The sequence below is a fragment of the Trabulsiella odontotermitis genome (assembly GCF_001188485.1).
GTDB lineage: Bacteria > Pseudomonadota > Gammaproteobacteria > Enterobacterales > Enterobacteriaceae > Trabulsiella > Trabulsiella odontotermitis_A.
Map to the genome: position 1 here is coordinate 24,582 of NZ_JNGH01000068.1, position 12,290 is coordinate 36,871.

Genomic DNA, 12,290 nt, shown 5'->3' on the forward strand with positions numbered 1-12,290 from the left:
TGAAACAGAAATATTCCCTTCTGACAGGCAAAATAAAAAGCCCGAATATCACATCGGGCTTTTTTTGCATCGTGGCGGGATTACTCCGATGCGGTTTTTTCGGCTTTCCCTGCCAGTTGCGCCAGGAAGTCATAACGCTTCTGTAAATCGGCGGCGGCATCCTTCCATAATTGCTCTGCGACATCCGGCTGCTGCGCATTAAGACGACGGAAACGTTGCTCATTCATTAACGTTTCCGCCAGCGCGTCTGACGGCGGACGTGAATCCAGCGCCAGCGGCAGTTTGCCTTCTTCGGCACGACGCGGATCAAAGCGGTACAGCGGCCAGAACCCGGTGGCGGTCAGCTGGCGCATTTGATCGTGGCTGAGCGCCAGGTCATAGCCATGCTCTTCACACGGGCTGTAGGCGATGATCAGCGACGGGCCCGGATAGGCTTCCGCTTCCTGAATCGCTTTCACCGTCTGGTTGAGCTGCGCGCCGAGCGAGATTTGCGCGACATAAACGTGACCGTACATCATCATGCTGACGCCCAGATCTTTGCGCGCTTGGCGCTTGCCATGCTCGCCAAATTTGGTGACCGCGCCCAGCGGCGTGGCTTTCGACGCCTGGCCACCGGTGTTGGAATAGCACTGGGTATCCAGCACCAGAATATTGACGTTCTCGGTCAGGCTTAACACGTGATCCAGCCCGCCAAAGCCGATATCGTATGCCCAGCCATCGCCGCCAATCAGCCAGATGGATTTCTCAACCAGCGCGTCGGCGTCGGTGAGCAGTTCCTGTGCGCCTTCCACGCCCGCCAGATGCTGGCGCAACGCGGCAACCTGCTCGCGACGCACTTCCGGCGTAGCGTCGGCGTGCAGCGCTTCGTTGAGCGCCGCAGGCAGTTTGTCAGCAAACGATGCCAGCAGACGCATCACACGCTGACGATGCTGGTCGACCGTCAGACGGAAGCCCAGCCCGAATTCGGCGTTATCCTCAAACAGCGAGTTGGCCCACGCCGGGCCGCGACCGTTGGCATCGGTGGTATAGGGCGTTGAGGGAAGGTTGCCGCCGTAAATTGACGAGCAGCCGGTGGCGTTGGCAATCAGCATGCGGTCGCCATACAGCTGGGTCAGCAGCTTAATGTACGGCGTTTCACCGCAACCGGAGCAGGCACCGGAGTATTCAAATAGCGGCGTGATCAGCTGCGAGGTGCGAATATCAATGCGCTCCAGCGAACTGCGGTCGATTTCCGGCAGATCGAGGAAGAAGTCATAATTCACTTTCTCTTCTTCAACATGCTCAAGGCGCGACATCATATTGATGGCTTTGATTTCCGGGTTCTGTCGGTCTTTGGCCGGGCAGACTTCCACGCACAGATTACAGCCGGTGCAGTCTTCTGGCGCGACCTGCAGCACATACTTCTGACCGCGCATATCGCGGGATTTCACGTCCAGCGAATGCAGACTGGCGGGCGCGCTTTCCATCGCTTCCGGAGACACCACTTTGGCGCGGATTGCCGAGTGCGGGCAGGCGGCAACGCAGTGGTTACACTGGGTACACAGCTCTTCTTTCCAGATGGGGATCGCTTCGGCGATGTTGCGTTTTTCCCAGCGGGTGGTGCCCATCGGCCAGGTGCCGTCCGGCGGCAGCGCGGAAACTGGCAACGCGTCGCCAAGCCCGGCGAGCATCGCGGCAGTGACGGTTTTGACGAAATCGGGCGCCGCGTCGGAAACCACCGGTGGGCGATTCGGGCTGGCGACATTCACCGGCTGCAGCGGCACTTCGGCGAGGGGTTCGCGAGNCCTGCCAGTTACGTTCAACCAGATCCTGACCTTTGCTGCTGTAGCTTTTGGCTATCGCACCCTGCAGTTCCATCAGTGCGCTGTCGCCCGGCAGAATATGGGTCAGATGGAAAAACGCCATTTGCATAACGGTATTGATACGCGCGGCAAGGCCGCATTCACGGGCGATTTTCGCGGCGTTAACCACATAAAAGCGCGCTTTTTTCTGATTCAGCACCGCCTGCACTTCCTGCGGCAACCGCGCCCAGACTTCATCAGCGCTGTATGGCGTATTGAGCAGGAAAATTCCGCCGGGTTTCAGGCGCTCGGCCATCTGGTATTTATCGATAAACTGCAACTGGTGACAGCCAACAAAATCAGCCTGCGATACCAGATACGCCGACCGGATCGGCTGGTNTCGCTGACACGCAGGTGCGACACCGTCAGGCCACCGGCTTTCTTGGAGTCATAAACAAAATAGCCCTGCGCATACCACGGCGTTGAGTTACCGATAATTTTGATATTGTTTTTAGTCGCCGACACGCTGCCGTCGCTGCCAAGGCCATAAAACAGTGCTTCCAGTTTTGCGGTGGCGGGCAGGGTGTTTTCCGGTAGCGGCAGGGAGAGGTGAGTGACGTCGTCGTAAATCCCGACGGTAAAGCGCGGTTTTGGTTTCGCCTGACTCAGCTCGTGATACACCGCCAGCACGCATTCCGGGCCAAACTCTTTCGACGACAGGCCATAACGACCGCCAATGACGCGCGGCAGCGTTTCGCGTTCGCCACGGTTAAAGGCTTCCGCCAGCGCGGTCATCACNAGGGGCGATAGAGACGAACTTTCAGCACGCCCACTTTTTCGCCACGGGTCAGCAGTTCATCGACCACCTCTTCGCAGGTGCCGATGGCTGACCCCATCACGATGATCACCCGTTCAGCCTGCGGGTGGCCATAATATTCAAACGGTTTATAGTCTCGCCCGGTGGCGGCGGCGAAATCGCTCATCGCCTGAGCCACGTGATCGTACACCGCGTTGTACCACGGGTTGGTGGCCTCACGGGACTGGAAATACGTGTCCGGGTTGGCGGAGGTGCCGCGAATGACCGGATGCTCCGGGTTCAGCGCGCGGGCGCGATGGGCGTCGATGTCCGCCTGCGGCATCAGGCTGAGCAGGGTGTCGTCCGCCAGCGGCACGATTTTATTGATTTCGTGCGAGGTGCGGAAACCATCGAAGAAATGAATAAAAGGCACGCGGCTTTTGAGCGTCGCTATCTGCGAAATCAGCGCGAAATCCTGCGCTTCCTGCACGCTACCCGCGCACAGCATCGCACAACCGGTCTGGCGCACGGCCATCACGTCAGAATGATCGCCAAAAATAGACAGCGCGTGAGTCGCCACCGTGCGGGCCGCGACGTGCAGCACAAAGGGCGTTAACTGACCCGCCAGCTTGTACAGCGTCGGGATCATCAACAGAAGTCCCTGAGACGACGTAAAGGAGGTGGACAGCGCCCCGGTCTGCAACGCGCCGTGAACCGCGGCGATGGCCCCGGCTTCTGACTGCATTTCGACTACGCGAGGCGTATCGCCCCAGATGTTCTTGAGCCCGTTACCTGCCCAGGCGTCCGCCTGTTCCGCCATCGTCGAGCTGGGCGTAATCGGGTAGATGGCGATAACTTCACTGGTACGAAATGCCACCGAAGCGACCGCGCCATTACCGTCAATTGTGATCATAGGACACCCTTACATTGCGCAATAAAAGGGACTCGTGATACGTCGACGAATCCTGTAATTATGCGTTAAATTTTAGCAAAGCTGCGGCATTTCAATTTTCGCTTTTGTGTCCTGCGGAAAGGCGGAATAGCGGGTGAGATCAACAGAACAGGCAAAAAATCGCTAAAAAATGTTTCTGCGGCGCATAAAATCGCAGATCGGCTCTCGACGTCAGGCGCTACGCTGCCTATGATGCATAAGATTTTGCTGAGACTGAGGGGAGAGAAAAGATGCGTGCAGCGTTTTTAGTGGGATGTGCCGTGCTGTTGTTGTCGGCCTGTAGCAACGAACCCGTACAGCAGGCAACCGCCGCGCACGTCGCGCCGGGTTTGCGCGCCGCGATGTCTGATACCGGCCAGGCAAACTGCGCCATGGTAGGCGGCTCGTTGTCCGTTGCCCGTCAGCTGGATGGCTCAGCGATTGGCATGTGCGCATTACCCAATGGCAAAAGATGCGCAGAGCAGGCTCTTGCCACCGGGACCTGCGGCAACTATTAACCCATCAGATCGGACAGTCTGTACACCAGCGTCTGTTCCGCCGTTGCCAGCGTTAACTGGTCACCGGTCAGGTCTACCTGCGCCCCTTTACTGAGCATGGTGCTCAGGGTGTTATCCAGTTCGTTACGCTGCGCATCGGCGCACATCATGCGCGTCATCGCCAGGTTTTTCACTTTCAGTTCACCCTCAGACAGCTTCCCCTGACCGGTAAAGCGGTTGCACATGCTGCCGGACAGGTGCATTTTCTCGCCAAAACTCAGCTCTGGCGGATTTTTCCCGGCAGGGATAGCCTGGCCATTCACGCTTTCCAGCACGAAACGATGATGCTCTAACTGTGACGCGTTGACGGTGACTTTGCTGGTGTTAACACAACCTGTCAGCAGCATGCCCGCCGCCAACAGGAAAAGGGTCCTGTTCATTTATTCTTCCTTTATATTCACTACATGAATACTTCTGAGGGAGTGTAACTCTACCGTTTACCGCGTCTTTGGGGATTATCTGAAAGTGCTCCCCCGTGCGGGGGAGCGGTCAAGCGAGTGGGCTCAGACCAGCGCGTTCGGGCAGGTATCGCCGCGTTCAATCTGGCGCAGGTTTTCCAGCGTGGTTTCGGAAATGCTGATCAGCGCTTCGGCGGTCAGAAAAGCCTGATGTCCGGTAAACAGCACGTTATGACAGGCCGACAGACGGCGGAACACGTCGTCCTGGATCACGTCGTTGGATTTGTCTTCAAAGAACAGGTCGCGCTCGTTCTCGTAAACGTCCATCCCCAGTGCGCCGATTTTCTGATTTTTCAGCGCTTCGATAGCGGCCTGTGAATCAATCAATCCGCCGCGGCTGGTGTTGATGACCATCACGCCGTCTTTCATCTGCTCAAACGCCGTCTGGTTCAGCAGGTGATAGTTTTCCGGGGTCAGCGGGCAATGCAGCGAAATGACATCCGACTGGGAAAACAGCGTCGGCAGGTCAACATACTCCACGCCGATATCCAGCGCTGCAGCGCTCGGGTAAGGATCAAACGCCAGCAGACGCATACCGAAACCTTTCAGGATGCGCAGGGCGGCGACGCCGATTTTACCGGTACCAATAATGCCCGCGGTTTTGCCGTACATGGTAAAGCCGGTCAACCCTTCAAGGGAGAAGTTGGCGTCGCGGGTACGCTGATAAGCACGGTGAATACGGCGGTTCAGCGTCATCATCATGCCGATCGCATGTTCCGCCACGGCTTCCGGCGAGTACGCCGGGACACGCACCACGCGCAGGCCAAGCGCTTTTGCCGCATCAAGATCGACGTTGTTAAACCCGGCACAGCGCAGCGCGATATATTTAACGCCATGCTTTTTCAGCTCTTCCAGAACCGGACGACTGCCGTCATCGTTAACGAAGATACAGACGGCTTCACAGCCGTTTGCGGTTTTCGCTGTTTTCTCGGTTAGCAGGAAGTCGAAAAATTCGAGTTCAAAGCCATATGCATCATTAACCTGTTGCAGATACTTTTTATCGTATTGCTTTGTGCTGTAAACGGCGATTTTCATAAGACTTTTCTCCAGTGATTTTTGCGTCACGGTAGCATACTCAGAAATTTCTTACAATTTTTGAAATTTTGTATAATCAACAGGTTACACGAAATGTGCATGTGTGATTAAAACGTTATCAATGACTATAAGCATAAACCTGAATGGCCGATTCCGTGTCCGAAAGCGTGTTTGGGGCTTTCAAGGCGACGCGCTCTGCGTTAGCATTCTGTGATCAAGGTAACGCTTTCTCTTTCAGGAAGCTATCAATGGACGAACGGGAGTAAGACGTGTTTGCGGAATTTGGCGTAGTAAGCTACTGGACCTACCTGATTGGCGCGATTTTCATCATTCTGGTTCCCGGCCCCAATACTTTCTTTGTGCTCAAAACCGGTGTGGCGCACGGCATTCGCAAAGGATACCTGGCGGCGCTGGGCGTCTTTATTGGTGATGCCGTGCTGATGTTCCTCGCTTACGCAGGCGTCGCGACACTGATTAAAACCACACCAGTGCTGTTTAATATTGTCCGTTACCTTGGCGCCCTGTACCTGCTGTGGCTCGGCGGTAAAATGCTGTATGCCACGCTGACCCAGCGCGACACGCACATGTCTGATGGTGCAGAGCCGGGCAGCGCCATCCTCAAGCGCGCGCTGGTGCTCAGCCTGACCAACCCGAAAGCGATTCTGTTTTACGTCTCCTTCTTTGTGCAGTTTATCGACGTTAACGCCGCCAGCCCGGGCATCGCGTTCTTTATCCTCGCGCTGACGCTGGAACTGGTGAGCTTTATCTACCTGAGCTTCCTGATCGTCTCCGGCTCGTTCGTGACCCGCTACGTGAAAACCAAAAAGAAACTGGCAAAAATCGGCAACAGCCTGATTGGCCTGGTGTTCGTCGGTTTCGCCGCCCGTCTGGCGACGCTCCAGTCCTGATCAGCCCGCAATGCCGCGATAGCAAAGCGGCATTGCGAATACCTTTGCTGCATCNTCCTTAAACTGGCCACGGCTTCAACTGGTCTGGCGAACATGCCACAATACCGACTCTGTCTGGTCACAATAACAATACAGCAGGATATTCGTTGCCCATGAAGGGTCGATACAAAGCCGCCATTGCGCTGCTTGTGATTTTCTTGATTCTCCCCCTGGCGCTGCTGTTAACGCTGACGCGCTGGGTGCCTACGCTTGCAGGGATCTGGCTACCGGCCGGTACCCGCATCGCGCTGGATGACAGCCCGCGTCTGACCCGTTCCGCCCTTAAAATTCCCCGCCTCCGTTATCTGGTTGGTGATTGTGAGCTGGCGCGCCTGTCGGGCGCTGAAATTACCCATCCCAGCCGCTGGAAACTGCATATCGCCTCCCTGGATGTTGATTCCGTGTGCCTGAGCAAACTCCCCGAGAGCGAAGCATCACCCGGCGCGCCGCGAACGCTCGCCGAGTGGCAGTCCATGCTGCCCAACAGCTGGTTGACGATTGACCGTCTGACGCTCTCTCCCTGGCAGCAGTGGCAGGGCAAACTGAGCATGGCGTTAACGCCCGCGATCCAGGACATCATTTATCAGGGCGATGCGGTCACACTGCGCGCGCGTCTGCACGGTCAGGCGCTGACCGTCAGCGAATTTGAAACCCGGCTGGTGGACGGGCAGCCGCCGCTAAAACTGGTGGGGGGTTTCACCCTGCCGCGGTCACCTTTATTCCTCTTTTGAGGTGCCGCAGGGGCCGGGGCTGGTGGATGCGGAACTGCTATGGGAGAAAAACCGCGGTCAGCTTATCGTCAACGCCAACGGCGATCCCGATCCGCTGCTCGATCTGCCCTGGGAAATCACTGAACATCTGGCGACCATCAGTGACGGGCGCTGGCGCTGGCCGTATCAGGGACAGCCGCTGAGCGGACGTGTGGCGTTGAAAGCAGAACAGTGGCAGCAGGGGCTGGACACGATGCAAATCAGCGGCCGTCTTAACGTGCTGACCCAGGGCGATGCGGGCAAGGGTAACGCTGTTCTGAATATCGGCCCGGGAAAACTGAGCGCGGACAACAGCGCCATGCCGATGCAGCTTACCGGTGAAGCCAAGCAGGGTGATCTCATTTTTTACGCCAAACTGCCTGCCGTGCTCACCGGCCCGCTGGCGTCCCCGCAGCTGGCGTTTGAACCCGGCGCGTTATTACGCTCTCGCGGTCGCGTGATTGATTCGCTGAATATTGATGAAATTCGCTGGCCGCTGGCGGGCGTAAAAGTGACGCAGCAGGGCGTGGACGGGCGGCTGCAGGCGATTCTGCGGGCGCATGAAGAGGAGACGGGGGACTTTACCCTGCATCTCGACGGCAAAGCCGATAACTTCCTGCCGGACAAGGGCATCTGGCAGTGGCGTTACTGGGGTGACGGTCATTTCACGCCCATGCAGGCGCGCTGGGACGTCGCCGGAACCGGCATGTGGCGCGACAGCACCATCGTGTTGAATACGCTCTCCACCGGTTTCGACAAGCTGGAATACGGCACCATGCGGGTCAGCCAGCCGCGCCTCACGCTTGATGAGCCCATCGAGTGGCTGNGCGCGACCCGACGTATTTCCTGTTTAAAGGTGATCTTCATGCCGACGACATCGGCCCGGTGCGTGTGCACGGGCGCTGGGACGGCGAACGCCTGCGCGGCGAAGCCTGGTGGCCGAAACAATCGTTAACGGTATTTCAGCCGCTGGTACCGCCGGACATGAAAATGACCCTGCGCGAAGGGGAACTGTACGCGCAGGTGGCGTTTTCCGCCGCCGCCGATCAGGGCTTTGAGGCAGGCGGTCACGGCGTATTGAAGGGCGGCAGCGCCTGGATGCCGGATAACCAAATCAACGGCGTCGATTTTGTTCTGCCATTCCGTTTCAGCGAAGGCACCTGGCAGCTCGGCACCCGTCGGCCGGTGTCGCTGCGCATCGCCGAAGTCGTCAACCAGGTGACGGCGCAAAACCTGACCGCCGATCTGCAGGGCAGCTATCCGTGGAGTGAGGATAATCCGTTATTACTGAGCAATGTCAGCGTCGATATTCTCGGCGGGCAACTCACCATGCAGCAGTTGCGGATGCCGCAGCATGACGCCGCGTTGCTGCGGTTAAACAACATCTCCACCAGCGAACTGATAAGCGCGGTGAATCCGAAGCAGTTTGCCATGTCCGGCCCGGTCAACGGCGCATTGCCATTGTGGCTGAACAATGAAAAATGGATTATTAAGGATGGCTGGCTGACCAACCCGTCGGCGATGACATTACGCATCGACAAAGACACCGCCGACGCCGTGGTGAAAGATAACATCGCTGCCGGGGCGGCCATCAACTGGCTGCGCTACATGGAAATTTCCCACTCGTGGACGAAAATCAATTTAAATAATCTGGGGCTGTTGACCCTCACGGCGAATATTACCGGCATCAGCCACGTGGAAGGAAAAAGCAATACGGTGCATCTGAACTATACCCACGAAGAAAATGTCTTTGACCTGTGGCGCAGCCTGCGTTTTGGTGACAATTTACAGGCGTGGCTTGAACAAAATGCGGCGCTACCCGCGCCACGCTGCTCAGGCGGCAAGGAATGTAAGGAGCAACAATAATGAGAATATTAATCGCCCTGCTGTGCGCCCCGGCCGCCATGATGCTGGCGGGTTGCACGCCGCGCATTGAAGTCGCCGCGCCAAAGGAGCCGATCACCATCAATATGAATGTCAAAATCGAGCATGAGATTCATATCAAGGTGGATAAAGACGTCGAAAACCTGCTGAAATCACGCAGCGATCTTTTCTGAGGGACAGCAGATGAAGAAATTACTTATCGCGAGTCTGCTGGGCCTGAGCCTGTTAAGCACTTCCGCGCTGGCGCTGACCCTCAGCGAAGCCCGGCAACAGGGGCGCGTCGGCGAAACCCTCAACGGCTATCTGGCGCCGATAGCGCAGGATAAAGACACCCTGGCGCTGGTAAAGCACATCAACGATGCCCGCAGCGAAAGCTATCAGCAACTGGCGGACAGCAATAATCTGCCGGTGGATGAAGTGGCGAAAATGGCCGGGAAAAAGCTGGTCGAGCGCGCGCAGCCTGGCGAATACGTAAAAGGTCTTAATGGTAAGTGGCTGAAGAAATAATTACCGGTAGCGCTTGCGGTATTCCCCCGGCGACAATCCGAAACGCTGCTTAAACGCCGTTGAAAAATGGCTGTGGTCGGTAAAGCCCCAGCTGTAACCAATTCCCGCCAGTTTTTCATCATCATGCGCATTGCGCAGCGCCTGTGCGCAGAGGTCGAGACGACGATTCTTAATGTACTGCGCCACCACCAGTCCTTTATCCGCGAACATCCGGTACAGACTGCGCACTGACATGCCAGTTTCACTGGCCAGCCATTCCGGGCGTAACTGCTCTGACTGAATGTATTCATCAATCAGCGCCATGATCTTCTGATACTGCCGCTCACGGCGCGTGGGCCGGGCGTCTTGCTGATACAGTACCGGGCGCAGCAGGCAGATAATGGCTTCCAGTGCTGCCTCGCTTTCGTTTTCATTCATCTCCGGGCTGGTCATGCTTTCCTGCAACAGGCGGTGGCTCAACTGCACCATTGGCAGCGTTTTCGCCAGTCGCTCTGCACTGTTGATCGCTCTCAGATGCTCCAGCTTCTGACGCGGCAATAACAACGACACCTGACGCGATGTTTGCTGCCAGTAAAACGAGCAGGGGCGCGCGGCGTCGATAAGCGTGATATCGCCCGCGTCGAGGATCACCTGCCGGTTATCCTGCTCCATCACTGCCTGTCCTTCGAGCTGAAACACGGTATAAAACCAGGCATCATTGCCGCGTTTGATCTCCTCCTGCGAGCGGTACAGATTCACCCCGCGAGTGGTCACGGTGCTCAGTTTTAACCCCCGCGTATACCCGGATTCGATCTCACCGTAAAATTTTCCGTCCAGCGGACGTGCGGCAAAGTTTCCACATAGCTGGTTGACCTTCGCCAGCCATGCCCGGTAACTCTCTTTGTCGTCTGCCTGCGCCATAGACCATCCTGGTGGAAAAAATGTTTTATTATTGTTGCTGTTATGTTGATTAAAACAACCCCTTACCGGCAACTATATGAAAGAACTATTATCCCCGGCACACTTTTACTGCATAAAAAATGCCGTTTGCAGCGCCTGTCACAGCGGCAAAAACGAATGTCAGAGAGAAAAAAGCGCGATCCACTATCCGCCCCTAGACTGAATGCACTATTGATGAAAATAAGGAGTGGGTATGTCCGGTTCTCAGGTCGCAACGCTTGCCAGCGTGCAGATGTTTCTGGATCGTCAGCATGGTCTCTATATCGATGGAGGGCAGCAGGCGGCACAAAGTGAAAAGCGCTTAACGATCTACAACCCGGCCACTGGCGAGCCTATTGCCACTACCGCCGACGCCAGCGCGGCTGACGTTGATAAGGCAGCATGGAAAGCGTTCGTCGCCCGCACCTGGGCGGGGCGTTTACCGGCAGAGCGTGAACGTATCCTGCTGCGTTTCGCCGATCTGGTTGAGCAGCATACGGAAGAGCTGGCACAGCTCGAAACCCTCGAACAGGGAAAATCCATTCATATCGCCCGCGCCTTTGAAGTCGGCTGTACCCTGAACTGGATGCGCTACACCGCCGGGCTGACCACCAAAATCACCGGCAGCACGCTCGATGTTTCCATTCCGATGCCGGAAGGCGCGCGTTACCAGGCGTGGACGAAAAAAGAGCCGGTCGGCGTGGTCGCCGGGATCGTGCCGTGGAACTTCCCGCTGATGATTGGCATGTGGAAAGTAATGCCTGCGCTGGCGGCGGGTTGCTCTATCGTCATTAAGCCATCGGAAACCACACCGCTGACGCTGCTGCGCGTGGCCGAACTGGCGACCGAAGCGGGGATCCCGGACGGTGTGTTTAACGTGGTCACCGGCAGCGGCAGCGAATGCGGCGCAGCGCTGACCTCGCATCCCCAGGTGGCAAAAGTGAGTTTTACCGGCTCGACAGCGACCGGCAAACAGATTGCCCGTAGCGCCGCCGACCGTTTAACCCGCGTTACGCTGGAGCTCGGCGGGAAAAACCCGGCGATTGTACTGAAAGACGCCGACCCGCAGTGGGTGATCGAAGGGCTGATGACCGGCAGTTTTCTCAATCAGGGGCAGGTATGCGCGGCCAGCTCGCGCATCTACATTGAAGCGCCGCTGTTTGATAACCTGGTGAGTGGTTTTGAGCAGGCGGTGAAATCCCTGAATGTCGGGCCGGGCATGTCCGAAACGGCGCACATCAATCCGTTGGTGTCGCGCGCGCACTGCGACAAAGTGCAGGCGTTCCTGCAGGAGGCGCAGCAAAACAACGCCGAGCTGCTGAGCGGCAACGCCGGGCCGGGGGGCAACGGTTACTACGTGGCGCCAACGCTGGTGGTTAATCCAGACGCCAGCCTGCGTCTGACTCGCGAAGAGGTATTTGGCCCGGTGGTGAATCTGGTACGCGTCGCCGACGGCGAAGAGGCGCTGCGTCTGGGGGANNCCGAATACGGCCTGACCGCCAGCGTCTGGACGCGCGATCTGTCGCAGGCGCTGTCATTCAGCGACCGCCTGCAGGCCGGAACAGTGTGGATCAACAGCCATACGCTGATTGACGCCAACCTGCCGTTTGGCGGCATGAAGCAGTCCGGCACCGGACGCGATTTCGGCCCGGACTGGCTGGACGGCTGGTGCGAAACGAAGTCGGTGTGCGTGCGGTATTAACCATCTGAATAAGAAAGGGGCTTTC

8 protein-coding genes and 2 pseudogenes are annotated in these 12,290 nt (G+C 57.2%); 6 read left to right on the top strand and 4 right to left on the bottom strand.

What is annotated here, in order from left to right:
• Positions 1–80 precede the first annotated feature (80 nt).
• Positions 81–3,490: pseudogene (gene nifJ / locus GM30_RS06465) on the bottom strand (pyruvate:ferredoxin (flavodoxin) oxidoreductase).
• A 269-nt stretch (positions 3,491–3,759) separates the two neighbouring features.
• Here nifJ and GM30_RS06470 point away from each other — a divergent pair.
• Positions 3,760–4,026, top strand: a complete 267-nt coding sequence (locus GM30_RS06470; RefSeq protein ID WP_049847952.1) for a putative hemolysin — start codon at positions 3,760–3,762, stop codon at positions 4,024–4,026.
• Here the strand turns inward: GM30_RS06470 and hslJ are convergent.
• Positions 4,023–4,445: a heat shock protein HslJ gene (gene hslJ, locus GM30_RS06475; RefSeq protein ID WP_049847953.1), complete on the bottom strand. Its 423-nt coding sequence runs from the start codon at positions 4,443–4,445 to the stop codon at positions 4,023–4,025. The two genes, GM30_RS06470 and hslJ, sit on opposite strands and share 4 nt — an antisense overlap.
• 123 nt (positions 4,446–4,568) lie before the next feature.
• The gene (locus tag GM30_RS06480; RefSeq protein WP_049847954.1) at positions 4,569–5,558 is read right to left on the bottom strand and encodes a 2-hydroxyacid dehydrogenase; all 990 of its coding nucleotides are present in this window, start codon (positions 5,556–5,558) and stop codon (positions 4,569–4,571) included.
• A 269-nt stretch (positions 5,559–5,827) separates the two neighbouring features.
• On the opposite strand from GM30_RS06480, the gene leuE reads away from it, so the two are divergent.
• The 4 genes and pseudogenes from leuE to GM30_RS06500 all read left to right on the top strand — a co-directional run bounded on the left by leuE (position 5,828) and on the right by GM30_RS06500 (position 9,645).
• Complete coding sequence (leuE, locus tag GM30_RS06485; RefSeq protein WP_049847955.1) at positions 5,828–6,466, top strand: leucine efflux protein LeuE; 639 nt, start codon at positions 5,828–5,830, stop codon at positions 6,464–6,466.
• Positions 6,467–6,618: 152 nt separating this feature from the next.
• Positions 6,619–9,120 (top strand): annotated as a pseudogene (locus tag GM30_RS06490) (intermembrane phospholipid transport YdbH family protein).
• Positions 9,120–9,311: a YnbE family lipoprotein gene (locus GM30_RS06495; protein ID WP_049847956.1), complete on the top strand. Its 192-nt coding sequence runs from the start codon at positions 9,120–9,122 to the stop codon at positions 9,309–9,311. Before GM30_RS06490 ends, GM30_RS06495 begins: the two are co-directional and overlap by 1 nt.
• A gap of 10 nt (positions 9,312–9,321) precedes the next feature.
• Complete coding sequence (locus GM30_RS06500; protein ID WP_049847957.1) at positions 9,322–9,645, top strand: YdbL family probable chaperone protein; 324 nt, start codon at positions 9,322–9,324, stop codon at positions 9,643–9,645.
• Here the strand turns inward: GM30_RS06500 and feaR are convergent, their stop codons facing one another.
• Positions 9,646–10,545: a transcriptional regulator FeaR gene (gene feaR, locus GM30_RS06505; RefSeq protein WP_049847958.1), complete on the bottom strand. Its 900-nt coding sequence runs from the start codon at positions 10,543–10,545 to the stop codon at positions 9,646–9,648. It lies immediately after the preceding gene.
• 232 nt (positions 10,546–10,777) lie between these two features.
• Between feaR and GM30_RS06510 the strand changes: the two genes are divergently transcribed.
• Positions 10,778–12,265, top strand: a complete 1,488-nt coding sequence (locus GM30_RS06510) for an aldehyde dehydrogenase family protein (RefSeq protein WP_049847959.1) — start codon at positions 10,778–10,780, stop codon at positions 12,263–12,265.
• Positions 12,266–12,290: the final 25 nt, after the last annotated feature.